Raw genomic sequence first — 25,308 nt, 5'->3', positions numbered from 1 at the left:
GCCATGAGAGCCGACCTGGAAATCATCCAAGAATGGATCCCCGCCGGCAGCCGCGTGCTTGACCTGGGCTGCGGCGATGGCGAACTGCTGAGCTGGCTGCGCGACAACAAGCAAGTCACCGGCTATGGCCTGGAAAACGACCCGAACAACATCGCCCAGTGCGTGGCCAAGGGCATCAACGTGATCGAGCAGGACTTGGACAAGGGCCTGGGTAACTTTGCCAGCAACAGCTTCGACATCGTGGTGATGACCCAAGCCCTGCAAGCGGTGCACTACCCTGACCGCATCCTCGACGAAATGCTGCGCGTGGGTCGCCAGTGCATCATCACCTTCCCTAACTTCGGCCACTGGCGCTGCCGCTGGTACCTGGCGACCAAGGGTCGCATGCCGGTGTCGGATTTCCTGCCTTACACCTGGTACAACACGCCGAACATCCACTTCTGCACCTTCGAAGACTTCGAAGCGCTGTGTGGCGAGCGTGAAGCCAAAGTGATTAACCGACTTGCCGTCGATCAACAGCACCGTCACGGCTGGGCGAGTAAACTATGGCCCAACCTGTTGGGCGAAATCGGTATCTACCGGGTCAGCAGTCCTGGCCTGACCGACCACAAAATTGCCGTCTAATCATTTTCCAGAGGGGCGCTCATGAGTCGCTTGGCTATTTTTCTACTGACCGCTTGCCTGGGTGCCAACGCCTTGGCAGCCGACGCTATCGACGCAAATCGCAAGAAAGACTTCGGCGATATCACCGTTCACTACAACACCTTCACCTCCAGCTTCCTGCAACCGGAAACCGCCCAGAAAGTCGGCGTGGTACGCAGTAAGGAAAAGGGCTTGATCAATGTGACCGTGATCAAGGGCGTGACCCCCGTGGCCGCACAAGTAACGGGCACCATCAAGGATCTGGGCGGCAAGAGCGAGATCCTCACCTTCAAGCAAATCAACGAAAAAGGCGGGATCAATTATCTCGCGCCCTACGCCGTGACCCAGCGGGAATACAAGACGTTTACCATCAACGTTGAAACCGGCGGCAAAGCCCATAGCTTCCAATTCAACCAGGAACTGTTTCCGGCGGAATGATGAACCTTACCCAGCTCGTACTCGCCAGCCATAACGCCGGCAAACTCAAAGAACTGCAGGCCATGCTCGGCGACTCCGTGCAACTGCGCTCGATTGGCGAGTTCAGCCAGGTCGAGCCGGAAGAGACAGGCCTGTCGTTCGTCGAGAACGCCATCCTCAAGGCGCGCAATGCCGCACGTATCTCGGGCCTTCCGGCGCTGGCGGATGACTCTGGCCTGGCGGTGGATTTTCTCGGCGGAGCCCCTGGTATCTATTCGGCGCGCTACGCCGATGGCAAAGGTGACGCGGCCAACAACGCCAAGTTGCTGGACGCCCTCAAGGACGTGCCGGACGCCGAACGCGGCGCGCAGTTCGTCTGCGTGCTGGCCCTGGTGCGCCATGCGGACGACCCGTTGCCGATCCTTTGCGAAGGCCTGTGGCACGGGCGCATCCTGCATACGGCCAGCGGTGAGCATGGTTTTGGCTATGACCCGCTGTTCTGGGTGCCAGAGCGCAATGTCTCCAGCGCCGAACTGAGCCCGGCCGACAAGAACCAGATCAGCCACCGCGCCCGCGCAATGGATTTGCTGCGCCAACGCCTGAGCCTGAAATGACCCACGACACGCAGGCGCTGCCGCTGATCCACGGCGGCGCGCAAACACCTCGGGCGGCCTTGCCCGTGCTGCCGCCCCTGGCGCTGTATATCCACATCCCGTGGTGCGTACGTAAATGCCCGTATTGCGACTTCAACTCTCACACCGCAAGCAAAGTGCTGCCGGAAGAAGAGTACGTGGACGCACTGTTGGCCGACCTCGATCAGGATCTGCATGCCGTTTACGGCCGGGAACTGAGTTCGATCTTCTTCGGCGGTGGCACCCCAAGCCTGTTCAGCGCTGCATCACTGGGTCGCCTGCTCAAAGGCGTGGAAGCGCGCATCCCGTTTGCCGGCGATATCGAGATCACCCTGGAAGCCAACCCCGGCACGTTCGAACAAGAGAAGTTCGTGGCGTACCGCAAGCTGGGGATCAACCGCCTGTCCATCGGTATCCAGAGCTTCCAGCAGGAAAAACTTCAGGCCCTGGGCCGTATCCACAATGGCGACGAAGCTGTACGCGCTGCCGGAATGGCGCGCCAGGCCGGATTTGATAACTTCAATTTGGACCTGATGCACGGTTTGCCCGATCAGTCCCTGGACGACGCCCTCAGCGACCTGCGCCAGGCCATCGCGCTCAAACCCACGCATTTGTCCTGGTATCAATTGACCCTGGAACCCAACACGGTGTTCTGGAACCAGCCGCCGGCGCTGCCAGAAGACGACACCCTTTGGGACATCCAGGAAGCAGGCCAGGCACTGCTGGCCGAGCACGGTTACGCCCAATACGAAGTGTCAGCCTATGCCCAACCGGGCCGCCCGGCGCGGCATAACCTGAATTACTGGAGCTTCGGCGACTTTATCGGCATCGGCGCCGGCGCCCACGGCAAGCTCAGCCATCCGGACGGGCGCATCGTGCGCACCTGGAAGACCCGCGCGCCAAAGGACTACCTGAACCCGGCCAAAAGCTTCCAGGCTGGGGCGAAGGAGCTGACCAATGACGAGCTACCTTTCGAGTTTCTGATGAACGCTCTGCGCCTCACCGACGGCGTCGACGCCAGGCTCTACGCCGAGCGCACGGGCCTCGACCTGGCGAGCCTTGACGAGGCACGTCGCGAGGCAGAACAAAGTGGCTTAATGCAGGTCGAACCGTCACGCCTGGCGGCCACTGATCGCGGGCAACTCTTTCTCAATGACCTGTTGCAGAAGTTTTTGAGCTGACGCTCTAAGGAATTCGAATGGATTTGGTACTCGACCTGCTCGCCACCGTATCCCGCTGGAGCCGCAGCAACCTGTCGGAAATCTCCCTAGCGCTCGTGGGCTGTTTGCTGGTGCTGTTCGGCGCAGATATCAAGGGCTGGGTCGAAGCACGCCTGGGCAGCATCGCCGGCGCCTTGCGGGTCCCGTTGATGGCATTGGTGTGCATGGTCGGCAGCGGCGCTGCATTGATCTACGCCACACCGTGGATTGTGCGGGGCTTGAGCCAGTTCAATAACTACAGCCTGGCGCCGGTGTTGGTGGTGGTACTGGTGTTGATTGGCGTCGTCGCCGATCGCCGCTGACCTCAAATCCAACACAAAACAACTGTGGGAGGGGCTTGCCCCCGATAGCGGTGGATCAGTCACTTTGATGTCGACTGACACTCCGCTATCGGGGGCAAGCCCCCTCCCACATTGAATTGCATTTCAAGCCAGTGGCGAGTTACGCCAGCTTCTCGAACTTCAAATCCCACACCCCATGCCCCAGCCGCTCGCCACGGCGTTCGAACTTGGTGATCGGACGCTCAGCCGGGCGCGGCACGCATTTGCCATCTTCGGCCAGGTTGCGGTAGCCAGGGGCAACGTCCATCACTTCCAGCATGTATTCGGCATACGGCTCCCAGTCGGTGGCCATGTGCAGGATGCCGCCAACCTTGAGCTTGCTGCGCACCAGTTCCGCGAAGGAGGCCTGAACGATGCGGCGTTTGTGGTGGCGGGATTTATGCCATGGGTCCGGGAAGAACAGCATCAGGCGGTCAAGGCTGTTGTCGGCGATGCAACGGTTAAGCACTTCAATCGCGTCGCAGTCGTAGACCCGCAGGTTAGTCAGGCCTTGAGTCAGGACGCCGTTAAGCAGTGCGCCGACACCTGGGCGGTGTACTTCCACGCCAATGAAGTCCTGGTCCGGCGCGGCAGCGGCCATTTCCAGCAGGGAGTGGCCCATGCCGAAGCCGATTTCCAGTGAGCGCGGGGCCGAACGGCCAAACACTTGGTCGTAGTCCACGGGCGCATCGGCCAAGGGCAATACGAACAGTGGCGTGCCCTGCTCCAGACCCTTTTGCTGCCCTTCGGTCATACGACCGGCGCGCATCACAAAGCTCTTGATGCGGCGATGCTTGGACTCGTCGCCTGCTTCTTCCACGGTGTTCGGCGTTTCGTTTGATTCAGTCATCAATGGCTCTTACTTGATCAGACCATCCAGCGGCGAAGAGGCGCTGGCGTAGAGTTTTTTCGGCATGCGCCCGGCGAGGTAAGCCAGGCGGCCTGCGACGATGGCGTGTTTCATGGCTTCGGCCATCATGATCGGTTGCTGAGCATGGGCGATGGCGGAGTTCATCAGCACAGCGTCGCAACCCAGCTCCATGGCGATGGTCGCGTCGGAGGCAGTGCCTACGCCCGCATCCACCAGTACGGGGATCTTGGCTTCTTCGAGGATGATCTGCAGGTTGTACGGATTGCAGATACCCAGGCCGGAACCGATCAGACCGGCCAGCGGCATCACGGCGATGCAGCCGATTTCCGCCAATTGACGGGCGATGATCGGGTCATCACTGGTGTAGACCATCACGTCGAAGCCTTCCTTGACCAGCGTCTCAGCGGCCTTGAGGGTTTCGATCACGTTGGGGAACAGGGTTTTCTGGTCGGCCAGCACTTCCAGCTTCACCAGGTTGTGACCATCAAGCAGCTCACGGGCCAGGCGGCAGGTGCGCACGGCTTCAATGGCGTCATAGCAACCGGCTGTGTTCGGCAAGAAGGTGTAGCGATCCGGCGACAGCACTTCGAGCAGGTTCGGCTCGCCCTCGATCTGACCGAGGTTGGTGCGGCGTACGGCGAAGGTCACGATTTCAGCGCCCGAGGCTTCGATGGCCAGGCGGGTTTCTTCCATGTCGCGGTACTTGCCGGTGCCGACCAGCAAGCGGGACTGGTAGGTACGACCGGCCAGGACGAAGGGCTTGTCGCTACGAACGATGCTCATGGGAAATCCTCGAAATGGGGTGAGGTTCTGCAGAATTCGGGCAGGCGACTAGCCGCCGCCGATGGCGTGGACCACTTCAACCTGATCACCTTCGGTGAGCGCAGTCTCGGCGTGGAGGCTACGCGGAACGATATCCAGGTTGAGCTCCACTGCGACGCGACGCCCGGTCAGGTCCAGACGGGTCAGCAGGGCCGAAACGGTTTCACCGTCGGGCAGTTCAAAGGATTCGCCGTTCAACAGAATGCGCATGCCGCGGGCCGCCATCGTTTTTAGGGGCCAGCATTCTAGCTTGATTGGCGTTGCCGGCCCAAGTCCCTTGGTCAGACGACCTGCAAGCGCCAGGCAAACAAACCGAGGAAGAACCAGCCGAGCAAGAACGCCAGGCCACCGAACGGCGTGATGATGCCGAGCTTGCTGATACCGGTCATGGTCAGCGCGTAGAGGCTGCCGGAAAACAGCAGGATACCGATGACAAACGAGATACCGGCCCAAGTCACCAGGCGGCCGGGAAGATGGGCGGCCAGCAACGCCACGCCGAACAGCGCCAGTGTGTGCACCAGTTGATAGGTGACTCCGGTATGGAAGATCGCCAGGTACTCGGCGCTCAGACGGTTTTTCAGGCCGTGGGCGGCAAACGCGCCCAAGGCCACACCGGTGAAGCCGAAAAACGCGGCCAGCATCAGAAAGCTACGCAGCATAGGGAACTCCAGTCAGACTCATCGGGCAGGGTCTGTATAATGGCCCGCTCAACGGGTTCGGCCAAGCCATCTCTATGCTGCGTCTCCTATTCAAACGCTTTCTCAACGTCGTGAAATGGTTTGCCATCGGCAGTGTTTTGCTGGTGCTGCTGTTTCGTGTCGTCCCGCCGCCCTTCACCGCCCTGATGGTGGAGCGCAAGGTCGAATCCTGGTTCGACGGCGAACCCATTGACCTGCAGCGCACTTGGGTGCCGTGGGACGAGATCTCCGATGAGCTCAAAGTGGCGGTGATGGCCGGTGAAGACCAGCGCTTCCCGCAGCATTGGGGCTTTGATTTCGGCGCGATCCAGGCGGCGATCCTGCACAACGAGCGCGGCGGTTCGATTCGCGGCGCCAGTACGTTGAGTCAGCAGGTGTCGAAGAATCTGTTCCTGTGGGCTGGCCGCAGTTATTTGCGCAAAGGGCTGGAGGCCTGGTTTACCGGGTTGATCGAGGTGCTGTGGCCCAAGCAACGGATTCTTGAGGTGTACCTCAATAGCGTGGAATGGGATGAAGGCGTATTCGGCGCGGAGGCGGCGGCACGGCATCACTTCGGCGTAAGCGCCAAGGGCTTGTCCCGGCAGCAGGCCAGCTATTTAGCGGCGGTGTTGCCTAACCCACGGGTATGGAGTGCCAGCCACCCGACCGCTTATGTGGCGCGGCGGGCGGCGTGGATTCGCCAGCAGATGAGCCAGCTAGGCGGAGATGGTTATCTGGTGGAACTGAACAACTCGCGCAAAGCGCCTTGGTCCGACTGATACAACACAAAAAAAATGTGGGAGGACGCTTGCTCCCGATAGCGTTGGATCAGTCATTTTGATGTCGACTGACACTCTGCTATCGGGGGCAAGCCCCCTCCCACATTTTTAAGCGGCGCTTTTAAGCGGCGATCGACAACTTCAGCTTGTTCATCGCGCTTTTCTCAAGCTGACGAATTCGCTCGGCCGACACGTTGTACTTCTGCGCCAAGTCGTGCAGCGTGGCTTTTTCTTCCGCCAGCCAGCGCTGGTAGAGGATGTCACGACTGCGGTCGTCCAACACTTCCAGCGCTTCGTGCAGGTTGTGGTTGGAATTGTCGCTCCAGTCGGCGTCTTCCAGTTGACGCGCCGGGTCGTACCGGTGGTCTTCCAGATAGTTGGCCGGCGATTGGAAGGCGCTGTCGTCGTCCGCTTCCGCGGCCGGATCGAAGGCCATGTCATGGCCGGTCAGGCGACTTTCCATTTCGCGCACTTCACGGGGCTCCACACCGAGGCTTTCGGCCACGCGGTGGACTTCCTCGTTGTTCAGCCACGCCAGGCGTTTCTTCTGGCTACGCAGGTTGAAGAACAGCTTGCGCTGGGCCTTGGTGGTCGCGACTTTCACAATGCGCCAGTTGCGCAGGATGAACTCGTGGATTTCCGCCTTGATCCAGTGCACGGCAAACGACACCAGGCGCACGCCCATCTCAGGGTTGAAGCGCTTTACAGCCTTCATCAGGCCGACGTTGCCTTCCTGAATCAGGTCAGCCTGGGCCAACCCGTAGCCGCTATAGCTACGGGCGATATGTACGACAAAACGCAGGTGGGCGAGCACCATCTGCCGAGCCGCCCCCAAATCCTGCTCATAGTAGAGACTCTCGGCCAGTTCACGCTCCTGCTCGGGCGTCAGCAATGGAATGCTGTTGACCGTGTGCACATAGGCTTCCAGGTTCGCACCAGGGACCAAGGCATAAGCAGGTTGCAAAGAAGTGGTCATACGAAAAAACCTCCGACTCACATAACTCGTGCAGTTCAGCACTGCGAAAATTGACCGGGAACCGTAGGACAAGTTCCCTAAACCACTGCTACGGTCAATACAAACGAAACCACATTAATCTGACATTAACTACTTCGGTGCCAGCTCACGTAAATGCCGTGCGACCGCAATCCAGGCACCGATATAACCCAACAATACCGCGCCAAGCAAGAGCGACAGACCATCGGCCACCGGTACCCCGGCCAGGGCAAAATCACTGCCGTACAAGCCGGCAAGCCCAACGACTGCGTCGTTCAGCCAGTTCAGGCCGAACGCCAGCACGCCCCAGGACAAAATCCCCGCACCCAGGCCATAAAGCGCACCCATGTACAGAAAAGGCCGACGCACATAGCTGTCCGTGCCGCCGACCAGTTTAATCACTTCTATCTCGATGCGACGGTTTTCAATATGAAGACGAATGGTATTACCTATCACCAAAAGTAATGCAGACACCAACAGCACCGTCAGGCCGAACACAAAACGGTCGCCAAGCTTGAGGATCGCCGCCAGGCGCTCTACCCAGACTAGATCAAGTTGCGCCTGTTGCACCTTCGGCATCTCTGCGAGTTTTTGCCGCAGGGCTTCAAGGGCCGGCTTGTCGACTTCATTCGGGGTCACCAGCACCACGCCGGGCAGTGGGTTCTGCGGCAGCTCTTTAAGCGCCTCGCCCAGGCCGGACTGCTGTTGGAACTCCTCAAGGGCCTGGTCGCGGCTAACGTACTCGGCGTCCGCGACGCCCGGCATATTCTTGATATCGTCCCGTAGCGCTTCGCCTTCCTTGGTACTGGCATCCAGGTTCAAGTACAGCGAAATCTGCGCCGCACGCTGCCAGGAACCGCCCAAACGCTCCACATTATTAAGCAGCAGCGACAAGCCCATCGGCAGGCTCAAGGCCACAGCCATCACCAGGCAGGTGAAAAAGCTGCCGATCGGCTGTTTGCCCAGACGGCGCAAGCTGTCCAGCAGGCTGGCGCGGTGGCTTTCGATCCAGGCGCGCAGCAAGGTGCTGAAGTCCGGGCCGTCGTCATCGTCGTGTTTTTTCTTTTTCGGTTGCGGGTCGGCCGGTTTTGGCGCAACGCGCTCGGAAACCTTAGGGCTACGTGTGGCACTCATACGCCAGCCTCCCCGTCACCGATCAGGCGACCGCGCTGCAGGGTCAGCATGCGGTGTCGCATGCGGGCGATCAGCGCCAGGTCGTGGCTGGCGATCAATACGCTGGTGCCCAGGCGGTTGATGTCTTCGAACACCCCCATGATCTCGGCCGCCAGACGCGGGTCGAGGTTACCGGTAGGTTCGTCCGCCAGCAGCAAGGCCGGGCGATGGACGATGGCGCGGGCGATGCCGACGCGCTGCTGCTGACCAGTCGAGAGGTCGCCGGGGTAGAGGTCGGTCTTGTCCGACAGCGCCACGCGCTCCAGGGCAGAATCCACACGCTTGACGATTTCGGCCTTGGACAACCCAAGAATCTGCAGCGGCAGCGCAATGTTGTTGAACACCGTGCGATCGAACAGTAACTGGTGGTTCTGGAACACTACGCCGATCTGGCGGCGCAGGAACGGGATCTGCGCATTACTGATGGTGGCCAGGTCCTGGCCGGCGAGCAGCAACTTGCCGGTAGTCGGGCGTTCCATGGCCAGCAGCAGGCGCAACAGCGTACTTTTGCCGGCCCCCGAGTGACCGGTGACAAACAAGAACTCGCCGCGACGCACTCGAAAGCTCAGCTCATGCAAGCCGACATGCCCGTTGGCATAGCGTTTACCGACCTGTTCGAATCGAATCATGAACGCTCCCGCTCGGCAAACAGTGCCTGTACAAAGGGTTCGGCCTCAAAGGTGCGCAGGTCGTCGATGCCTTCACCGACGCCGATATAACGAATCGGCAACCCGAACTGCTTGGCCAAGGCGAAGATCACACCGCCTTTGGCCGTGCCGTCGAGCTTAGTCAACGCGAGGCCGGTCAGTTGGACCGTCTGGTTGAATTGTTTGGCCTGGCTGATAGCGTTCTGGCCGGTACCAGCGTCCAGCACCAGCAGCACTTCGTGCGGCGCGTCAGCGTCGAGCTTGCCGATAACGCGGCGGACTTTCTTCAGCTCTTCCATCAGGTTGTCTTTGGTGTGCAGACGACCAGCGGTATCCGCGATCAGCACATCGATGTTACGAGCCTTGGCGGCTTGCACGGCGTCGAAGATCACCGAGGCGGAATCGGCACCCGTGTGCTGGGCGATGACCGGAATCTTGTTGCGCTCACCCCAGACCTGCAATTGCTCAACGGCGGCGGCGCGGAAGGTGTCGCCGGCAGCGAGCATGACTTTCTTGCCTTCCGATTGCAGTTTCTTGGCCAGTTTGCCGATGGTGGTGGTCTTGCCGGCGCCGTTGACGCCCACTACCAGGATCACGAACGGCTTGTTCGGAGTGATCACCAGCGGTGCTTCCACGGGCTTGAGCATCGCCGCCAGTTCGGCCTGCAAGGATTTGTAGAGAGCGTCGGCATCGGTCAACTGCTTGCGCGCGACTTTTTGGGTCAGGCTCTGGATGATCACCGCGGTGGCTTCGACGCCCACGTCGGCGGTCAGCAGGCGGGTTTCAATGTCTTCCAGCAGTTCGTCATCGATGACCTTCTTGCCCAGGAACAGGCTGGCCATGCCTTCGCCGATGCTGGCGCTGGTCTTGCTCAGGCCTTGCTTGAGACGAGCGAAGAAGCCGGTCTTGCTTGTTTCGGTGGGTGGGGCGATCGGCTCTGGCTCGACAACCTCGATAACTTGGGCAGGCTCAGCGGCCACAACAGGCGCAGGAACCGGGACCTCCACGGCGAGTGGCGCTTCGGCCACCACCTCGACCGGCTCAACCACCGCAGGAATCGGCGGGGCCACGTGCTCAGCCTGTATGTCTTCGACCAACGCCACGGGCTCTTCGGCCACTGGCAACTCAGGCCACGGCTTGTGCTCAGGCTCGGCCTCAACCACTGGCTGCAACACCGGCTCAGCCATCGGCAACACCACCGGCGCAGGCACTTCGGCAACCGGCTCGGCTTCTACTATAGGTTCGGGGATCGGCTCAGCTTGAACCTGTGGCTGTTCGACAACGGTTTCCTGCGGCTTTTTGCGCAGCCATCCGAACAGGCCTTTCTTCTCGCCAGCCGCAGCTGGGGTCTTCTTGTCGTCGTTGGAACCAAACATGGAGACGGCTATCTCAAGGTAGCGAAGTGCCAGAGCGGCACGTCGGTAAATAAAATTCGATGCGTAACAGACTGTTTTTTAGCCAGCTCGTTCATGCGCAACATTTTGTAAGGCCTAAATAGGGCCTCAACAAGACTGCCGCAGTGGCCGTCCGTATATTCGACCAGTATCCTAGCACCTCCTCGCCCGCTGACGCTAAGACCAAGCGGGCAGCCCAACAGGTTTAAAAACGAATGAATGCTCTAGCCCGCCGCGCCGCAGGCCTGCTGTTCAGCACAGTTTGTCTGCCTCTTACAGCCTTGGCTGCCGACCCACAACCCACCCATGAATTCACCCTGGACAACGGCCTCAAGGTCGTCGTGCGCGAAGATCATCGCGCCCCTGTGGTGGTTTCCCAGGTTTGGTACAAAGTGGGTTCGAGCTACGAAACCCCGGGCCAGACTGGTTTGTCCCACGCCTTGGAACACATGATGTTCAAGGGCAGCGCCAAAGTCGGCCCCGGCGAAGCCTCGCTGATCCTGCGCGACCTGGGTGCCGAAGAAAACGCGTTCACCAGCGATGACTACACCGCTTATTACCAAGTCCTGGCCCGTGACCGCCTGGGCGTGGCCTTCGAACTTGAAGCCGACCGCATGGCAAGCCTGCGTCTACCGGCCGACGAGTTCAGCCGCGAAATCGAGGTTATTAAAGAAGAACGTCGCCTGCGCACCGACGACAACCCGATGTCCAAGGCCTACGAGCGCTTCAAGGCCATGGCCTTCCCGGCCAGCGGCTACCACACGCCGACCATCGGCTGGATGGCCGATCTGGACCGCATGAAGGTCGAAGAACTGCGCCACTGGTACCAATCCTGGTACGTGCCGAACAACGCCACCCTGGTGGTAGTCGGCGACGTAACTCCGGACGAAGTGAAGAACCTGGCCCAACGCTACTTTGGCCCGATCCCCAAGCGTGACGTACCGCCCGCGAAGATCCCGATGGAGCTGGCCGAACCCGGCGAGCGCCTGCTGACGATGCACGTACAGACCCAATTGCCGAGCGTGATGCTCGGTTTCAACGTTCCTGGCCTGGCGACTGCCGAAGATAAACGCTCGGTGCAAGCCCTGCGCCTGATTTCGGCCCTGTTGGATGGCGGCTACAGTGCGCGCATCTCGGAGCAGCTGGAACGCGGTGAAGAGCTGGTTTCGGCCGCCTCCACCAATTACGACGCTTATACCCGCGGCGACACCCTGTTCATGCTGTCGGCCACTCCAAACCAGCAGAAGAAAAAGACCGTTGCCCAAGCCGAAGCCGGCCTGTGGCGACTGCTCGAAGAACTCAAAGCCAAGCCGCCAACCGCCGAAGAACTGGAACGCATCCGCGCTCAGGTCATCGCCGGCCTGGTCTATCAGCGTGACTCCATCACCAGCCAGGCCACGGCCATCGGCTCCCTGGAAACTGTCGGCCTGTCCTGGAAGCTGATGGACAGTGAACTCGCCGACCTGCAAAGCGTGACGCCTGAAGATATCCAGAAGGCCGCGCGTACTTATTTCACCCGCGAGCGTCTGAGCGTCGCCCATGTTCTGCCTGAGGAGACTGCTCATGAGTGATCGCAAAAGCCTGATCCTGCCTGGCCTGATCGCCGTTACCCTGATCGCGGCGAGCGCCGTGTATTTCCTGCGCCCAAGTGAATCGGTCGCGAGCCCGGCGCTTGAAAAAGCCCAGTCAGCCAACAAACTGCAATCCTTGGCGGAGTTGGACGGCAAGGCACCCACCAACCGCAAGCTCGACGTGCAAACCTGGACCACCGCCGAAGGCGCCAAGGTGCTGTTTGTTGAGGCTCATGAACTGCCGATGTTCGACATGCGCATCCTGTTCGCCGCCGGCAGCAGCCAGGATGGCGATGTGCAGGGCCTGGCGTTGATGACCAACGCCATGCTCAACGAAGGCATACCGGGCAAGGACGTCAGCCAGATCGCCAGTGGTTTTGAAGGCCTGGGCGCCGACTTCGGCAATGGCGCTTACCGCGACATGGCACTGGTATCCCTGCGCAGCCTGAGTGCCAGCGATAAACGCGACGCCGCCCTGGCGCTGTTTGACGACGTGATCGGCAAGCCGACCTTTCCGGCCGACTCCCTGGCCCGCATCAAGAATCAGATCCTCGCCGGCTTCGAATATCAGAAGCAAAACCCCGGCAAACTCGCCAGCCTGGAGCTGTTCAAGCGCTTGTACGGCGATCACCCTTATGCGCACCCGAGCGAAGGCACACCTGAAAGCGTGCCGAAAATTAACCTGGCGCAGTTGCAGGCGTTCCACGCCAAGGCGTACGCCGCCGGTAATGCGGTGATTGCGGTGGTAGGCGACCTGACCCGCGCCGAAGCTGAAGCCATGACCGCAAAGGTGTCCGCATCGCTGCCTAAAGGCCCGGCCCTGGCGAAGATTGCCCAGCCGACTGAACCAAAGGCCGGCCTGAGCCATATCGAGTTCCCATCCAAGCAGACGCACTTGCTGTTCGCCCAGCTCGGCATCGACCGCGCCGACCCGGACTACGCGGCCTTGTCCCTGGGTAACCAGATCCTTGGCGGCGGTGGTTTCGGCACCCGTTTGATGAGCGAAGTACGTGAAAAGCGTGGCCTGACCTACGGTGTTTACTCCGGTTTTTCACCGATGCAGGTACGCGGTCCGTTCATGATCAACCTGCAGACACGCGCCGAAATGAGCGGCGGCACCCTGCGCCTGGTCGAAGACGTCGTGGCCGATTACCTCAAGAACGGTCCGACGCAAAAAGAGCTGGATGACGCCAAGCGCGAGCTGGCCGGCAGCTTCCCGCTGTCTACCGCCAGCAACGCCGATATCGTCGGTCAGCTGGGCGCCATGGGTTTCTACAACCTGCCGCTGAGCTATCTGGAAGATTTCATGAAACAATCCCAGGCCCTGACCGTAGAGCAGGTCAAGGCTGCAATGAATAAACACTTGAGCGCCGATAAGATGGTCATCGTGACCGCCGGCCCGACGATTGCGCAAAAGCCACTACCGCCCCCCACTGATAAACCCGCCGAGCAGCCGCTCGGGGTTCCGGAGCATTAATGGCCAGTTCATCTCGCCCGAAAAAACCTGTCCACAACGTACACAACGGTGTGGGCCAACTGCGCATCATTGGCGGTGAATGGGGCAGCCGCAAGCTGAGCTTCCCCGATGTCGTGGGCCTGCGCCCAACGCCGGATCGCGTGCGTGAAACCCTGTTCAACTGGCTCGCGCCGTATATCGCGGGCGCTAAGGTCTTGGACCCGTTCGCCGGCAGTGGCGCACTGTTCCTGGAAGCTTTGTCCCGTGGCGCGTCTCAGGCACAGGCGCTGGATGCTAGCAATGTGGCGGTCTCCAGCCTCAAGGAACACCTGGGCACCCTGCGTTGCACCAATGGCCAGGTACAAACTGCCGATGCTCTGCGCTACTTGGAAACCCAGGCGGCCAGCGAGTACGACGTAGTGTTCCTCGACCCGCCGTTTAACCAGAACCTCTTGCCGACCGTGTGCACGCTGCTGGAAGAACGCCAATGGCTGGCGCCCGACGCTTGGATCTACACTGAAAGCGAGACTGCGCCATCTTCCTTGGGACTGCCGGGCGCGTGGCGACTGCACCGGGAGCAGAAATCCGGGCGGGTGTATTACGCGTTGTGGCATCGGTTGCTCGAGAACTGAGAGCAATCCAGCTTTTGTGGTGAGCGGGCTGGCCCCGCGCGGGGCTGCGGAGCAGCCCCAATAAAAACACCGCGCACCATCAGCTAGAACTCGGTCGCTTGGTCTGGGGCCGCTCCGCAGCCCCGCGCGGGACCAGCCCGCTCACCACAGAAGCCTGCTCACCACAGCAAACGCGCTTGCCACAGAGATCTGCATGACCCCTTCCTCTGAAAAATTCACCCCCGCCTTCGGCCTCGGCAACCCTCACCTGCAAACCCTGTGGGGGCCGCTGTGGCGCCCTACCACCCATATCGAACGCCAACGCGAACGCCTGTGGCTGGAAGACGGCGACTTTCTCGACCTCGACTGGCATGGCCCGCATGACGCGCAGGCGCCGTTGGTGCTGGTGCTGCATGGGCTGACCGGCTCGTCCAATTCCCCCTATGTAGCCGGCCTGCAAAAAGTCCTCGCAGCGCAAGGCTGGGCCAGTGCGGCCTTGAACTGGCGTGGTTGCTCGGGCGAGCCCAACCTGTTGGCCCGCAGCTATCACTCGGGCGCCAGCGAAGACCTGGCCGCCGCCATTGCGCATCTACGCGCCAAGCGGCCGCTGGCGCCGCTGTATGCGGTGGGTTATTCGCTGGGTGGCAATGTGCTGCTTAAGCACCTGGGGGAAACCGGCGAGGCATCCGGGCTGCAAGGCGCGGCGGCGGTGTCGGTGCCGTTTCGCCTGGACCAGTGTGCGGACCGCATCGGGATAGGCTTCTCGCGCGTTTACCAGAAGCACTTCATGCGCGAGATGCTCGCGTATATCCGCGTCAAGCAGCGTCAGTTTTTGCAGGATGGTCGGGAGGACGGGTTGAAAACCCTGGAAGCGCTCGGCTCACTGGAGAAGATGCGTACCTTCTGGGACTTCGATGGCCGGGTCACCGCGCCGCTGCACGGGTTCTTGAGTGCCGAGGACTATTACCGCCGCGCGTCGAGTCGCTACTACCTGGGCGCTATACGCACGCCGACGTTGATTATCCAGGCTGCCGACGACCCGTTCGTATTCGCCCACAGCTTGCCCGAGGCCAGCGAGCTGTCGGCGTGCACCGAGTTTGAGCTGACGGCCAAAGGTGGGCACGTGGGCTTCGTCGATGGCTCACTGAAACGCCCCAGCTACTACTTGGAGCGGCGCATTCCCCAATGGTTACTGTCAAAACACGGTTAAACATGTGGGAGGGGGGCTCGCCCCCGATTGCGGTGGAACAGTCAATAATGTGTCGACTGATACTCCGTAATCGAGGACAAGCCCCCTCCCACATTTGGATTGGGTTTACACGACCGGTAAATCAGTCGCCAGTCGCAATTGCCCGCGCAGGATCGGTAATCCACTCGCTCCACGACCCCGCATACAACTTGCCCAACGGATAACCCGCCAGACTCAGGGCGAACAGGTTGTGGCAGGCCGTCACACCCGAGCCGCAGTACGCCACCAGATCTTCCGGCGAGCGGCCTTGCAACTGCGCGGCGAAGCGTTGCCTGAGTTGGTCGGCCGGAAGGAAACGTCCATCGCTGCCCAGGTTTTCGTTGAACGCCGCACATTGCGCACCGGGGATATGCCCGGCAATCGGATCAATAGGTTCAACGTCACCGCGAAAACGCGCTTGGGCACGGGCATCGATCAAGGTCAGGCCGGGTTGGCCCAAGCGTTTTTGCAGGTGTTCGGCGTCCAGCAACAGATGATTGTCCGGCGTACCCGCGAAGGTGCCAGGCTCTGTCACCGGCGCGTCCAGGCTCAACGGGAAACCAGCTACATGCCAGGCCTTGAGGCCGCCATCCAGGATAAACACGCCATCGCGCTTGCCCAGCCAGGCCAGCAGCCACCAGGCGCGGGCGGCAAATGCGCCGGGGCCGTCGTCATAGAGCACCACGTCGGTAGTGGCATGGATGCCCCAGGCCCGCAATTGCTCGGCAAAAGTGTCCGCCGCCGGCAATGGGTGGCGGCCGGTCACACCCTTGATTACCGGGCCGCTGAGATGGCGTTCCAGGTCGGCATATTGCGCGCCGTCGATATGCCCTTCGGCGTAGCTGCAAAGTCCGTAATCCGGGTCTTCCAAGGCAAAACGACAGTCCAGGATCACCAGCCCGGTCGACTTCTGGCGCTCGGCCAATTGCTGGGGACTGATCAGTTGGGCAAGCGGCATGACGAACTCCTACGAATGCAGTGGGAAAGGCCTACTTCACTTCTTCCAGTGCCTGGTTCAGCGGCACGTAAAACTCTTTGAACAGCGCATCCACGGCCTCTTTCGCCTGAGGCGTGACAAAACCGGCCTCCAGCACCAGCACCTGATACACCCCGCGCTTGATGGCTTCGGCACTCAAATGGGCAGAATTTTCATTGGTGGTGCACAGAAAACGCACCCACGACGTGAGGATGATCCAGGCGTTGAGGGTCAGAGCTTCGGTTTGAACAGGGTCCATATTGAGGATGCCAGCGTCGACGAACCCCCGGTAGATCGCATTGCCTTGGGTCAGGCAACGCTGGGAAAAGCGCCGATAACCGGTGGCGAGCTCGGGATCGCTCTCCAGCAGATGTTCAAGGTCGCGATGCAGGAAGCGATAGCGCCACATCCCTGCCAATAGGGCCTGCAGGTAGAAACGTTTGTCTTGAACCGTCGCGGCGCGCCCCTGTGGCGGACGCAGAAAACTGTCTACCAGCGCTTCGTATTCACGGAACAGCACGGCGATGATCGCCTGCTTGTTGGGGAAGTGGTAGTACAGGTTGCCCGGCGAGATTTCCATATGGGCGGCGATATGGTTGGTGCTGATACTGCGCTCACCCTGCTGGTTAAAAAGCTCCAGGCTGGTTTGCACAATGCGCTCGCTGGTCTTTACTCGTGGTGCCATAGGGGAATCAGCTTCTATACACGTGATGGCGCATCTTACGACCTATCCTTGCCAGGATAAATCTGCATGTTGCCGCAATGTTATTTGACAATTTAGAGCAATGACTCTAAAAATCCAGGCAGACCAATAACAATCGGTGCTGCGCCATGTCTGCCAACGTTGCCTACCTGCAAGATTCCCAGGTGCTGGATCAGCTCCAGGGCCTGTTCGACGCTCAACGTCGCGCCTACGCCGCCAACCCCATGCCGCCGGCAGCACAACGCCAGCAATGGCTCAAGGCCCTGCGCGACCTGCTCAGCGACGAGCGTCAGGCGCTGATCAACGCAATCAGCCAGGACTTCAGCCACCGCAGCGCCGACGAGACCCTTTTCGCCGAATTGATGCCAAGCCTGCATGGCATTCACTACGCCAGCAAACACCTCAAAGGTTGGATGAAACCTTCCCGCCGTGCTGTAGGCATTGCCTTTCAACCGGCCTCAGCCAAGGTCATTTACCAACCGCTGGGCGTGGTCGGGGTGATCGTGCCGTGGAACTACCCGCTGTACCTGGCCATCGGGCCGTTGGTCGGCGCGTTGGCGGCAGGTAACCGGGTGATGCTCAAGCTCAGCGAGTCCACTCCCGCCACCGGCGAACTACTAAAAACCCTGTTGGCGAAAATCTTCCCCGAGGATCTGGTGTGCGTGGTGTTGGGGGAAGCCGACGTGGGCATGGCGTTTTCCAAGCTGCGCTTCGACCACCTGCTGTTCACCGGCGCCACCAGCATCGGCAAACACGTGATGCGCGCAGCGGCGGAGCACCTCACGCCGGTCACCCTGGAGCTGGGCGGCAAGTCGCCAGCCATCGTTTCCGCCGATGTACCGCTCAAGGACGCCGCCGAACGCATCGCCTTCGGCAAAGCCTTGAATGCCGGGCAAACCTGTGTGGCGCCGGATTACGTGTTGGTGCCGGAAGACCGTGTCGAGGGCTTCGTCGAGGCTTACAGCAAAGCCGTTCGCGGATTTTATCCGACCCTGGCAGACAACCCGGACTACACCGCAATCATCAATGAACGGCAATTGGCTCGGCTCAATAGCTACGTCAAGGACGCCACCGATAAAGGCGCGACGCTGATTCCGCTGTACGAGCAAGGCCAGGCGCGCCGCATGGCCCACAGCCTGCTGCTGGATGTCAGCGACGACATGACTGTGATGCAGGACGAGATCTTCGGCCCAGTGCTGCCGATCGTGCCGTATCGCGGTATCGACCAGGCGTTTGCCTACATCAACCAACGCCCTCGCCCGCTTGCTCTGTATTACTTCGGCTACGACAAGGGCGAACAGAACAGAGTGCTGCACGAGACCCATTCCGGCGGCGTGTGCCTGAACGACACCCTGCTGCACGTGGCCCAGGACGACATGCCATTTGGCGGCATCGGCCCTTCGGGCATGGGCCATTACCACGGGCATGAAGGTTTCCTGACCTTCAGCAAGGCTAAGGGTGTGCTGGTGAAGCAGCGCCTGAACGCCGCTAAGTTGATCTACCCGCCTTATGGCAAGGCTATTCAGAAGTTGATCCAGAAGCTGTTCGTTCGCTGACACCGCCACCCACGGGATAACAATAACAATGAACCCTAGCCTCACTGATTCACCCGCGCTGTCGCGGCGCGGCGTCTTGAAAATCGGCCTGTGCGCCAGCGCCTTCCTCGCCACCGCCGGGCTTGGCGCCAGCCTCAGCGGCTGTTCCAGCAGCACACCGGCCAGCGGCTTTGCCCTGTTGCGCAGCAGCGATCTGCCGTTTTTACGCGCGGTCATTCCGGTATTGCTGGAAGGTGTAGCCAGCGCCCAGGAGGTGGCCAACGGCGTCGAAGACACTCTGAAAAAACTCGATTTCAGCCTGCAGCGCCTGTCGCCCGAGATGTTCAAGCTCACCCAGCAGCTGTTCGACGTATTGGGCATGGCCATCACCCGAGGTCCGTTGACCGGTATCTGGGGCAGTTGGGAGAACGCCAGCACAGAGCAGATCCACAACTTCCTGCACCGCTGGGAAAACAGCTACCTGAACCTGCTGCGCATGGGCCAGGGCTCATTGCTCAAGCTGGTGATCATGGCCTGGTACTTCCAGCCCGCATCCTGGGCCCATTGCGGCTATCCCGGCCCGCCGAAGATCTGATCCGCATCCCCTCAACAATAAAAACAAGAGACGATCCTGATGCCCGTACCCGATCTGTTCCGCGAAGGCCTGGCCCGTGGCTGGAAAACCCACAACGGCGCCGCCCTCGACAATGACCTGACGCTGGAAGCCGACGTCGCCATCATCGGCAGCGGCGCCGGTGGCGGCACCACGGCCGAGATCCTCAGCGCTGCCGGCTATAAAGTGCTGCTGATCGAGGAAGGCCCACTCAAGACCAGCAGCGATTTCAAGTTGCTGGAGGACGAGGCCTACACCAGCCTGTATCAGGAAGGCATCGGCCGCATGAGCAAGGACGGCGCGATTACTATCCTGCAGGGTCGGGCAGTGGGCGGCACCACGTTGATCAACTGGACCTCCAGCTTCCGCACCCCGGACGCCACCCTCTCTCACTGGGCCAGTGAATACGCGGTCAAAGGCCACAGCAGCGCCGAGATGGCGCCGTGGTTCGAAAAAATGGAACAACGCCTGGGCATCGCGCCTTGGGCCATGCCGCCGAACGCCAACAATGACGTGATCCGCAAAGGCTGCGAAAAACTTGGCTACAGCTGGCATGTGATCCCGCGCAATGTGCGTGGCTGTTTCAACCTGGGCTATTGCGGCATGGGTTGCCCGGTCAATGCCAAGCAATCGATGCTGGTGACCACCATACCGTCCACCCTGGAGAAAGGCGGCGAGTTGCTCTACCTGGCCCGCGCCGAACACCTCAAATACAGCGGCGACACCATCAGCAGCCTGGAATGCGTGGCCATGGATGAGCGCTGCGTATCGCCGACCGGGCGCAAGATCACAGTCAAGGCAAAACACTACGTGCTGTCGGGCGGCGGTATCAACAGCCCGGCGTTGCTGATGCGCTCGGACGCACCCGACCCGCACTCGCGCTTGGGCAAGCGCACCTTTTTGCACCTTGTGAATTTCTCCGCCGGGTTGTTCGACGAGGTGATCAACCCATTCTACGGTGCACCGCAGTCGATCTACTCCGATCACTTCCAATGGCAGGACGGCACGACCGGCAAAATGTCCTACAAGCTGGAAGCGCCGCCCTTACACCCAGGATTGGCCAGCACGCTGTTCGGCGGCTACGGCACCGGGAATGCGCTGGACATGAGCCAATTGCCGAATACTCACGCCATGCTCGCCCTTTTGCGCGACGGTTTTCACCCCGACAGCCCTGGTGGAACGGTAGATTTGCGCGGCGACGGCACTCCCGTTCTCGATTATCAGGTTTCACCCTACGCCTGGGACGGCCTGCGCCGGGCCTTTCACAGCATGGCCGAAATTCAGTTTGCAGCGGGCGCCAAGTCGGTCAAGCCGCTGCATCACGATGCGCGTTACGTAAACACCTTGGCGCAAGCCCGCGAACTGATTGACGGTTTGAACCTGGAACTGCATCGCACGACCCTGGGCAGCGCCCATGTGATGGGCGGTTGCGCGATGGGTGAAGACCCGAAAAACGCCGTGGCCGACAGCCTGGGTCGCCATCACCAATTACGTAATCTGTCGATCCACGATGGCTCGTTATTCCCCACCAGCATTGGGGCCAACCCCCAATTGTCGGTGTACGGATTGACCGCCCAACTGGCCACAGCATTGGCCGAACGTCTGAAAACAGCATGAAAAAACGCTCGATCAGCGGCATGTATCTACATAAGTCGACTTGGCCGACCGGGATGGCTGCGATACCATCCGGTTCCCCAACGGACTCCGCCAGGACGACGCGATGAACCGAGTGTTGTACCCAGGAACCTTCGACCCGATTACCAAAGGCCATGGCGATCTGGTCGAACGCGCCTCTCGCTTGTTCGACCATGTGATCATCGCGGTCGCGGCCAGCCCCAAGAAAAACCCGCTGTTTCCCCTGGAACAGCGCGTGGAGCTGGCGCGTGAGGTCACCAAGCACCTGCCTAACGTCGAAGTCGTGGGCTTTTCGACGCTGCTGGCGCACTTTGCCAAAGAGCAGAACGCCAATGTGTTCCTGCGCGGCCTACGTGCGGTATCGGACTTCGAATACGAATTCCAACTGGCCAACATGAACCGCCAACTGGCGCCGGACGTTGAGAGCCTGTTCCTCACGCCTTCGGAACGTTATTCGTTCATTTCCTCGACGTTAGTCCGTGAAATCGCTGCTTTGGGCGGAGATATCACCAAGTTCGTGCACCCTGCCGTGGCGGACGCGCTGACGCTGCGCTTCAAGAAGTAGCCGAGGTTTGCCGGTTTACCTGTAGTGAGCGGGCTTGCCCCGCGCCGGGCTGAGAAGCCCCCAATAAGAGCACTGCGTAGCTTTAGGTGAACCCCGGTCGCCTGGATTGGGGCTAATTCGCAGCCCAGCGCGGGGCAAGCCCGCTCACCACAAAAATCAAAAGCCACAAGTCAGACCGGCTCGCACTGCGGGCGCCAATGCGGCACAATTGCGCGCATTAGTTTTCAGATGCCCTGGCTGACAGCCCTGGCAGGAGTTTCCATGTCCCTGATCATCACCGACGATTGCATCAATTGCGACGTCTGCGAACCCGAGTGCCCGAACGCTGCCATTTCCCAAGGTGAGGAGATCTACGTGATCGATCCGAACCTGTGCACCCAGTGTGTCGGCCACTATGACGAACCTCAGTGCCAACAGGTGTGCCCGGTGGATTGCATTCCGCTGGATGAGGCGCGTCCGGAGACTGAAGAGGAACTGATGGAGAAGTACCGGAAGATTACCGGTAAGGCCTGAGGTTCTTCAGCGCCTGTCAGGGCCTTATCGGGGGCAAGCCCCCTCCCACACTTGTAATGCATTTCAAATGTGGGAGGGGGCTTGCCCCCGATGGTTATATCCGCCATCACACAACAATCAGCTCTGGCACTTGGGGCAAAAGACACTCGCCCGCTGCCCCAGCACCACGTTGCGCAACTCAGTCCCACAGACCTTGCACGCCTCGCCACCCCGGCCGTAGACGAACAACTCCTGCTGGAAATACCCCGGCTGCCCGTCCCCGCCGATAAAGTCCCGCAACGTGGTGCCGCCCCGCTCAATGGCAGCCGCCAGCACGCGCTTGATCTCAATCGCCAGCTTCAAATACCGCCCGCGTGAAATGCCACCCGCCTCACGACGCGGATCAATCCCCGCCGCAAACAGCGCTTCCGTCGCATAGATATTGCCCACGCCCACCACCACCGCGTTGTCCATGATGAACGGCTTAACCGCCATCGACCGCCTGCGGGACAGTTGAAACAAGCGCTCGCCATCAAACAGGTCCGTCAACGGCTCCGGCCCCAGACGGATCAGCAACTCATGGTTGTGCGGATCCTGGCTCCAGAGCATCGCGCCAAAGCGCCGTGGGTCGGTGTAGCGAAGGGCCATGCCCGATTCCAGCTCGATATCCACATGCTCATGCTTGGCCGCTGGCATACCGACTTCCACCAGGCGCAAATTGCCTGACATGCCCAAGTGGCTGATCAAGGTGCCCACCTCGGCATTGATCAACAGGTACTTGGCCCGCCGCTCTACCAGCACGATGCGCTGCCCGGACAGGCGCACGTCCAAGTCTTCCGGGATTGGCCAGCGCAGGCGCCGCTCACGTACCACTACGCGGCTGACGCGCTGGCCTTCCAGGTGCGGCGCAATCCCGCGCCGGGTGGTTTCGACTTCTGGTAACTCGGGCATGTGTACCTCTTGAAGGGGGAGTCAGTGCGCGCCCAGTTCGCGGATCGACAACTTCATACTCTCGAAGTCGTAATCCGACAGGCCCACGTAGTCCAGCACCAGAGGGCCGATGGCGTTCCACTCATGGTCAACCGACTGGTTGCCCAGCACCCGGTAGGACGAACAGATGTGCTCGGCCATCTTCAGGATTGCCAGCAGGTTCTTCACCTGCGGGTTGCGCGACGACTCATCGCTGAAAACCGCCAGGGCGTTGTGGTGGTTGGCGATGGCATCGGTCACATGTTCCGGCAGGCGCCAGGACTTGGCGGTGTAGTAGCCAACCACCGCATGGTTGGTGTTGAACGCATTGTTCTCGGTGTCGACCACGCGGCAGTCAGGGCCGGCATTGGCGTAGGCCTGCTCCAGCACGGTCATATAGTTGGGGAAGCGCTTGAGCATCAACGGCACCCCGCAATCGTGGAACAAGCCCAAGGCATAGGCCTCGTCTACGGTCTGGGAACCCGTGCGCTTGGCCAGTGTGAGGCAGGTCATGGCCACATCCTGGGCGGTGTCCCAGAAGCGGTTGAGGGTGACGATGGTGTCGTCGCTCATCTCGCCCCTGATCGACTGCGCGTTGATCAGGTTGATGATCGACCGGCTGCCCAACAGGTTCACTGCGCGCTGGATCGAGGCAATCTTGTTGCTCAGGCCGTAATACGGTGAGTTGACAATCTTCAGCAACGCGCCGGACAGGCCGGGATCCTGGGAGATCAACCGTGCGATCACTTCCAGGTCCGGGTCAGGCATGTACTGCTCCATTTGCAAATCCACCATGATTTGCGGTTGGGGCGGTACGCTGATGCCTTGCAGGGCCTGCTGGATCTGTTCGGCGGAAAGCTCTTGGGACATAAGTACACACTCTGGGCTAGGCGAGGATTCTACCCCCTAAGCAAAGCTGACCGACACCTCAAAAACCGGATGGAGCCGGACCAAATTTGGGTGCTGGCCACATGTCCGGCGGCGCCGCGATTTCCTACGCAACAAGGTATACTCCCGCTCTTTTTCCGGAGCGACGTCATGTCCCTGCCAAGCCTGCGTCTCAAAGCCAACGCCGATCGTCGTTTGCGCAACGGCCACCTGTGGGTCTACAGCAACGAAATCGATGTGGCCGCCACACCTCTTCACGGCTTCCAGGCAGGCGACCAGGCTATCCTGGAAGCGGCCGGCGGCAAGACCCTGGGCATCGTGGCCATGAGCCCGAACAACCTGATCTGCGCACGCCTGCTGTCGCGCGATATCAAGTTGCCGCTGGACAAGTCGCTGCTGGTGCACCGCATCAACGTTGCCCTGTCCCTGCGTGACCGCCTGTTCGACAAGCCGTTCTACCGCCTGGTCTACGGCGATTCCGACCTGCTGCCGGGCCTGGTAGTCGACCGTTTCGGCGACATCCTGGTGGTGCAGATCGCTTCGGCGACCATGGAAGCCCATAAGGAAGACGTGATCGCCGCACTGACCCAAGTGCTCAAGCCGAGCGGCATCCTGTTCAAGAACGACTCCGCCGCGCGCGACGCTGAAGGCCTCAACCGCTACGTCGAAACCGTGTTCGGCCTGGTGCCTGAGTGGGTCGCGCTGGAAGAAAACGGCGTGAAATTCGAAGCCCCGGTGATCCAAGGCCAGAAAACCGGCTGGTTCTACGACCACCGCATGAACCGCGCACGCCTGGCCCCATACGCCAAAGGCAAACGCGTACTCGACCTGTACAGCTACATCGGCGGCTGGGGCGTGCAAGCAGCGGCCTTCGGCGCCAGTGAAGTGTTCTGCGTCGACGCTTCCGCCTTCGCCCTCGACGGCGTCGAGCGCAACGCTGCGCTGAACGGCGTTGCCGAAAAAATGACCTGCATCGAAGGCGACGTCTTCGAAGCGCTGAAAGAACTGAAAGCCAGCGAAGAACGCTTCGACGTGATCGTCGCCGACCCACCGGCCTTCATCAAACGCAAAAAAGACATGAAGAACGGCGAAGGCGCCTACCGCCGCCTGAACGAGCAAGCCATGCGTCTGCTCAGCAAGGACGGCATCCTGGTCAGCGCCTCGTGCTCCATGCACCTGCCGGAAGACGACCTGCAGAACATTCTGCTGACCAGCGCCCGTCATCTGGACCGCAATATCCAGATGCTTGAGCGTGGCGGCCAGGGTCCGGATCACCCGGTGCACCCGGCAATTGTCGAGACGCGGTACATCAAGAGCATTACGTGCCGGTTGTTGCCGAATAGCTAACAGGCAAGCACAGATAAAAATGTGGGAGGGGGCTTGCACCCGATAGCCGTGCGTCAGCCAGCTAATAGGGGGCTGACACTACGCAATCGGGGGCAAGCCCCCTCCCACATTTGTTTTGTGGTTGCCGTGAA

General features: G+C 60.6%; 28 protein-coding genes. 16 read left to right on the top strand and 12 right to left on the bottom strand.

What is annotated here, in order from left to right; all coding sequences use genetic code 11:
* Positions 1 to 3 precede the first annotated feature (3 nt).
* From metW to AB4N82_RS11690, 5 genes are read left to right on the top strand one after another with little or no spacing between them, the layout of a single operon-like run.
* A complete protein-coding gene (gene metW / locus AB4N82_RS11710; RefSeq protein ID WP_122763934.1) occupies positions 4 to 624 on the top strand; it encodes a methionine biosynthesis protein MetW in 621 nt (206 codons plus the stop codon).
* Positions 625 to 645: 21 nt separating this feature from the next.
* On the top strand, positions 646 to 1,080 hold the full coding sequence (locus AB4N82_RS11705) for a DUF4426 domain-containing protein (protein WP_032884139.1): 435 nt from the start codon (positions 646 to 648) through the stop codon (positions 1,078 to 1,080).
* Positions 1,077 to 1,673: an RdgB/HAM1 family non-canonical purine NTP pyrophosphatase gene (gene rdgB / locus AB4N82_RS11700; RefSeq protein WP_122763935.1), complete on the top strand. Its 597-nt coding sequence runs from the start codon at positions 1,077 to 1,079 to the stop codon at positions 1,671 to 1,673. Before AB4N82_RS11705 ends, rdgB begins: the two co-directional genes overlap by 4 nt.
* Positions 1,670 to 2,872, top strand: a complete 1,203-nt coding sequence (hemW, locus tag AB4N82_RS11695; RefSeq protein WP_122763936.1) for a radical SAM family heme chaperone HemW — start codon at positions 1,670 to 1,672, stop codon at positions 2,870 to 2,872. The genes rdgB and hemW overlap by 4 nt, the downstream gene beginning before the upstream one ends.
* Positions 2,873 to 2,889: 17 nt before the next feature.
* Positions 2,890 to 3,213: a DUF3392 domain-containing protein gene (locus AB4N82_RS11690; protein WP_032884141.1), complete on the top strand. Its 324-nt coding sequence runs from the start codon at positions 2,890 to 2,892 to the stop codon at positions 3,211 to 3,213.
* A gap of 139 nt (positions 3,214 to 3,352) precedes the next feature.
* Here AB4N82_RS11690 and trmB read toward each other — a convergent pair whose 3' ends face one another.
* From trmB to AB4N82_RS11670, 4 genes are all read right to left on the bottom strand, one after another.
* Positions 3,353 to 4,081: a tRNA (guanosine(46)-N7)-methyltransferase TrmB gene (gene trmB / locus AB4N82_RS11685; protein WP_032884142.1), complete on the bottom strand. Its 729-nt coding sequence runs from the start codon at positions 4,079 to 4,081 to the stop codon at positions 3,353 to 3,355.
* Between the two features lie 9 nt (positions 4,082 to 4,090).
* A complete protein-coding gene (locus AB4N82_RS11680; RefSeq protein ID WP_032884143.1) occupies positions 4,091 to 4,885 on the bottom strand; it encodes a thiazole synthase in 795 nt (264 codons plus the stop codon).
* A 48-nt stretch (positions 4,886 to 4,933) separates the two neighbouring features.
* On the bottom strand, positions 4,934 to 5,134 hold the full coding sequence (gene thiS / locus AB4N82_RS11675; RefSeq protein ID WP_032884144.1) for a sulfur carrier protein ThiS: 201 nt from the start codon (positions 5,132 to 5,134) through the stop codon (positions 4,934 to 4,936).
* A 71-nt stretch (positions 5,135 to 5,205) separates the two neighbouring features.
* Positions 5,206 to 5,583: a DUF423 domain-containing protein gene (locus AB4N82_RS11670; protein ID WP_032884146.1), complete on the bottom strand. Its 378-nt coding sequence runs from the start codon at positions 5,581 to 5,583 to the stop codon at positions 5,206 to 5,208.
* Positions 5,584 to 5,657: 74 nt separating this feature from the next.
* On the opposite strand from AB4N82_RS11670, the gene mtgA reads away from it, so the two are divergent.
* Positions 5,658 to 6,380 (top strand): monofunctional biosynthetic peptidoglycan transglycosylase, encoded by a 723-nt coding sequence (mtgA, locus tag AB4N82_RS11665; RefSeq protein WP_032884148.1) that lies wholly within the window; start codon positions 5,658 to 5,660, stop codon positions 6,378 to 6,380.
* A 121-nt stretch (positions 6,381 to 6,501) separates the two neighbouring features.
* On the opposite strand, the gene rpoH is transcribed toward mtgA, so the two are convergent.
* The 4 genes from rpoH to ftsY form a co-directional block, all read right to left on the bottom strand.
* A complete protein-coding gene (rpoH, locus tag AB4N82_RS11660) occupies positions 6,502 to 7,356 on the bottom strand; it encodes an RNA polymerase sigma factor RpoH (protein WP_003176698.1) in 855 nt (284 codons plus the stop codon).
* A gap of 129 nt (positions 7,357 to 7,485) precedes the next feature.
* Positions 7,486 to 8,508 (bottom strand): permease-like cell division protein FtsX, encoded by a 1,023-nt coding sequence (gene ftsX / locus AB4N82_RS11655; protein ID WP_032884149.1) that lies wholly within the window; start codon positions 8,506 to 8,508, stop codon positions 7,486 to 7,488.
* Positions 8,505 to 9,176: a cell division ATP-binding protein FtsE gene (gene ftsE, locus AB4N82_RS11650; protein ID WP_003213784.1), complete on the bottom strand. Its 672-nt coding sequence runs from the start codon at positions 9,174 to 9,176 to the stop codon at positions 8,505 to 8,507. The genes ftsX and ftsE overlap by 4 nt, the downstream gene beginning before the upstream one ends.
* Positions 9,173 to 10,570: a signal recognition particle-docking protein FtsY gene (ftsY, locus tag AB4N82_RS11645; protein WP_122763937.1), complete on the bottom strand. Its 1,398-nt coding sequence runs from the start codon at positions 10,568 to 10,570 to the stop codon at positions 9,173 to 9,175. Before ftsY ends, ftsE begins: the two co-directional genes overlap by 4 nt.
* A 233-nt stretch (positions 10,571 to 10,803) precedes the next feature.
* Between ftsY and AB4N82_RS11640 the strand changes: the two genes are divergently transcribed.
* From AB4N82_RS11640 to AB4N82_RS11625, 4 genes are all read left to right on the top strand, one after another.
* On the top strand, positions 10,804 to 12,159 hold the full coding sequence (locus tag AB4N82_RS11640; RefSeq protein ID WP_032884151.1) for a M16 family metallopeptidase: 1,356 nt from the start codon (positions 10,804 to 10,806) through the stop codon (positions 12,157 to 12,159).
* Entirely contained in the window at positions 12,152 to 13,636 is a 1,485-nt protein-coding gene (locus tag AB4N82_RS11635) for a M16 family metallopeptidase (RefSeq protein WP_095185136.1), read from the top strand. Before AB4N82_RS11640 ends, AB4N82_RS11635 begins: the two co-directional genes overlap by 8 nt.
* Positions 13,636 to 14,247 (top strand): 16S rRNA (guanine(966)-N(2))-methyltransferase RsmD, encoded by a 612-nt coding sequence (gene rsmD, locus AB4N82_RS11630; protein WP_099601698.1) that lies wholly within the window; start codon positions 13,636 to 13,638, stop codon positions 14,245 to 14,247. The genes AB4N82_RS11635 and rsmD overlap by 1 nt, the downstream gene beginning before the upstream one ends.
* A 193-nt stretch (positions 14,248 to 14,440) precedes the next feature.
* Complete coding sequence (locus AB4N82_RS11625; protein WP_032884157.1) at positions 14,441 to 15,436, top strand: hydrolase; 996 nt, start codon at positions 14,441 to 14,443, stop codon at positions 15,434 to 15,436.
* 121 nt (positions 15,437 to 15,557) lie between these two features.
* Here AB4N82_RS11625 and AB4N82_RS11620 read toward each other — a convergent pair whose 3' ends face one another.
* Together AB4N82_RS11620 and AB4N82_RS11615 are read right to left on the bottom strand one after the other, a co-directional pair.
* Entirely contained in the window at positions 15,558 to 16,412 is an 855-nt protein-coding gene (locus AB4N82_RS11620) for a sulfurtransferase (protein WP_095185137.1), read from the bottom strand.
* Positions 16,413 to 16,443: 31 nt separating this feature from the next.
* Complete coding sequence (locus AB4N82_RS11615; protein ID WP_032884162.1) at positions 16,444 to 17,115, bottom strand: TetR/AcrR family transcriptional regulator; 672 nt, start codon at positions 17,113 to 17,115, stop codon at positions 16,444 to 16,446.
* 146 nt (positions 17,116 to 17,261) lie between these two features.
* On the opposite strand from AB4N82_RS11615, the gene AB4N82_RS11610 reads away from it, so the two are divergent.
* The 5 genes from AB4N82_RS11610 (at position 17,262) to AB4N82_RS11590 (ending at position 21,994) form a co-directional block, all read left to right on the top strand.
* Positions 17,262 to 18,689: a coniferyl aldehyde dehydrogenase gene (locus tag AB4N82_RS11610; protein WP_032884164.1), complete on the top strand. Its 1,428-nt coding sequence runs from the start codon at positions 17,262 to 17,264 to the stop codon at positions 18,687 to 18,689.
* A gap of 28 nt (positions 18,690 to 18,717) precedes the next feature.
* On the top strand, positions 18,718 to 19,263 hold the full coding sequence (locus AB4N82_RS11605) for a twin-arginine translocation pathway signal protein (protein WP_095185140.1): 546 nt from the start codon (positions 18,718 to 18,720) through the stop codon (positions 19,261 to 19,263).
* A 39-nt stretch (positions 19,264 to 19,302) separates the two neighbouring features.
* Positions 19,303 to 20,898: a GMC family oxidoreductase gene (locus AB4N82_RS11600; RefSeq protein WP_032884166.1), complete on the top strand. Its 1,596-nt coding sequence runs from the start codon at positions 19,303 to 19,305 to the stop codon at positions 20,896 to 20,898.
* A gap of 103 nt (positions 20,899 to 21,001) precedes the next feature.
* The gene (gene coaD / locus AB4N82_RS11595) at positions 21,002 to 21,481 is read left to right on the top strand and encodes a pantetheine-phosphate adenylyltransferase (protein ID WP_003176711.1); all 480 of its coding nucleotides are present in this window, start codon (positions 21,002 to 21,004) and stop codon (positions 21,479 to 21,481) included.
* Between the two features lie 261 nt (positions 21,482 to 21,742).
* A complete protein-coding gene (locus tag AB4N82_RS11590; RefSeq protein ID WP_032884168.1) occupies positions 21,743 to 21,994 on the top strand; it encodes a YfhL family 4Fe-4S dicluster ferredoxin in 252 nt (83 codons plus the stop codon).
* Positions 21,995 to 22,111: 117 nt separating this feature from the next.
* On the opposite strand, the gene mutM is transcribed toward AB4N82_RS11590, so the two are convergent.
* Together mutM and AB4N82_RS11580 are read right to left on the bottom strand one after the other, a co-directional pair.
* A complete protein-coding gene (mutM, locus tag AB4N82_RS11585; protein ID WP_095185142.1) occupies positions 22,112 to 22,924 on the bottom strand; it encodes a bifunctional DNA-formamidopyrimidine glycosylase/DNA-(apurinic or apyrimidinic site) lyase in 813 nt (270 codons plus the stop codon).
* A gap of 21 nt (positions 22,925 to 22,945) precedes the next feature.
* Positions 22,946 to 23,812: an HDOD domain-containing protein gene (locus tag AB4N82_RS11580; RefSeq protein ID WP_032884170.1), complete on the bottom strand. Its 867-nt coding sequence runs from the start codon at positions 23,810 to 23,812 to the stop codon at positions 22,946 to 22,948.
* A gap of 168 nt (positions 23,813 to 23,980) precedes the next feature.
* On the opposite strand from AB4N82_RS11580, the gene AB4N82_RS11575 reads away from it, so the two are divergent.
* Entirely contained in the window at positions 23,981 to 25,177 is a 1,197-nt protein-coding gene (locus AB4N82_RS11575; protein ID WP_053127951.1) for a class I SAM-dependent rRNA methyltransferase, read from the top strand.
* Positions 25,178 to 25,308: the final 131 nt, after the last annotated feature.

It is taken from the genome of Pseudomonas sp. H1_D04, assembly GCF_054683855.1.
This window is presented reverse-complemented; position numbering and strand designations above follow the sequence as displayed.

Excerpts from the sequence above, each read along its gene's own strand:
- metW (WP_122763934.1), top strand. The coding sequence starts at position 4 with ATGAGAGCCGACCTGGAAATCATCCAAGAATGGATCCCCGCCGGCAGC.
- AB4N82_RS11705 (WP_032884139.1), top strand. The coding sequence starts at position 646 with ATGAGTCGCTTGGCTATTTTTCTACTGACCGCTTGCCTGGGTGCCAAC.
- rdgB (WP_122763935.1), top strand. The coding sequence starts at position 1,077 with ATGATGAACCTTACCCAGCTCGTACTCGCCAGCCATAACGCCGGCAAA.
- hemW (WP_122763936.1), top strand. The coding sequence starts at position 1,670 with ATGACCCACGACACGCAGGCGCTGCCGCTGATCCACGGCGGCGCGCAA.
- AB4N82_RS11690 (WP_032884141.1), top strand. The coding sequence starts at position 2,890 with ATGGATTTGGTACTCGACCTGCTCGCCACCGTATCCCGCTGGAGCCGC.
- trmB (WP_032884142.1), bottom strand. The coding sequence starts at position 4,081 with ATGACTGAATCAAACGAAACGCCGAACACCGTGGAAGAAGCAGGCGAC.
- AB4N82_RS11680 (WP_032884143.1), bottom strand. The coding sequence starts at position 4,885 with ATGAGCATCGTTCGTAGCGACAAGCCCTTCGTCCTGGCCGGTCGTACC.
- thiS (WP_032884144.1), bottom strand. The coding sequence starts at position 5,134 with ATGCGCATTCTGTTGAACGGCGAATCCTTTGAACTGCCCGACGGTGAA.
- AB4N82_RS11670 (WP_032884146.1), bottom strand. The coding sequence starts at position 5,583 with ATGCTGCGTAGCTTTCTGATGCTGGCCGCGTTTTTCGGCTTCACCGGT.
- mtgA (WP_032884148.1), top strand. The coding sequence starts at position 5,658 with ATGCTGCGTCTCCTATTCAAACGCTTTCTCAACGTCGTGAAATGGTTT.
- rpoH (WP_003176698.1), bottom strand. The coding sequence starts at position 7,356 with ATGACCACTTCTTTGCAACCTGCTTATGCCTTGGTCCCTGGTGCGAAC.
- ftsX (WP_032884149.1), bottom strand. The coding sequence starts at position 8,508 with ATGAGTGCCACACGTAGCCCTAAGGTTTCCGAGCGCGTTGCGCCAAAA.
- ftsE (WP_003213784.1), bottom strand. The coding sequence starts at position 9,176 with ATGATTCGATTCGAACAGGTCGGTAAACGCTATGCCAACGGGCATGTC.
- ftsY (WP_122763937.1), bottom strand. The coding sequence starts at position 10,570 with ATGTTTGGTTCCAACGACGACAAGAAGACCCCAGCTGCGGCTGGCGAG.
- AB4N82_RS11640 (WP_032884151.1), top strand. The coding sequence starts at position 10,804 with ATGAATGCTCTAGCCCGCCGCGCCGCAGGCCTGCTGTTCAGCACAGTT.
- AB4N82_RS11635 (WP_095185136.1), top strand. The coding sequence starts at position 12,152 with ATGAGTGATCGCAAAAGCCTGATCCTGCCTGGCCTGATCGCCGTTACC.
- rsmD (WP_099601698.1), top strand. The coding sequence starts at position 13,636 with ATGGCCAGTTCATCTCGCCCGAAAAAACCTGTCCACAACGTACACAAC.
- AB4N82_RS11625 (WP_032884157.1), top strand. The coding sequence starts at position 14,441 with ATGACCCCTTCCTCTGAAAAATTCACCCCCGCCTTCGGCCTCGGCAAC.
- AB4N82_RS11620 (WP_095185137.1), bottom strand. The coding sequence starts at position 16,412 with ATGCCGCTTGCCCAACTGATCAGTCCCCAGCAATTGGCCGAGCGCCAG.
- AB4N82_RS11615 (WP_032884162.1), bottom strand. The coding sequence starts at position 17,115 with ATGGCACCACGAGTAAAGACCAGCGAGCGCATTGTGCAAACCAGCCTG.
- AB4N82_RS11610 (WP_032884164.1), top strand. The coding sequence starts at position 17,262 with ATGTCTGCCAACGTTGCCTACCTGCAAGATTCCCAGGTGCTGGATCAG.
- AB4N82_RS11605 (WP_095185140.1), top strand. The coding sequence starts at position 18,718 with ATGAACCCTAGCCTCACTGATTCACCCGCGCTGTCGCGGCGCGGCGTC.
- AB4N82_RS11600 (WP_032884166.1), top strand. The coding sequence starts at position 19,303 with ATGCCCGTACCCGATCTGTTCCGCGAAGGCCTGGCCCGTGGCTGGAAA.
- coaD (WP_003176711.1), top strand. The coding sequence starts at position 21,002 with ATGAACCGAGTGTTGTACCCAGGAACCTTCGACCCGATTACCAAAGGC.
- AB4N82_RS11590 (WP_032884168.1), top strand. The coding sequence starts at position 21,743 with ATGTCCCTGATCATCACCGACGATTGCATCAATTGCGACGTCTGCGAA.
- mutM (WP_095185142.1), bottom strand. The coding sequence starts at position 22,924 with ATGCCCGAGTTACCAGAAGTCGAAACCACCCGGCGCGGGATTGCGCCG.
- AB4N82_RS11580 (WP_032884170.1), bottom strand. The coding sequence starts at position 23,812 with ATGTCCCAAGAGCTTTCCGCCGAACAGATCCAGCAGGCCCTGCAAGGC.
- AB4N82_RS11575 (WP_053127951.1), top strand. The coding sequence starts at position 23,981 with ATGTCCCTGCCAAGCCTGCGTCTCAAAGCCAACGCCGATCGTCGTTTG.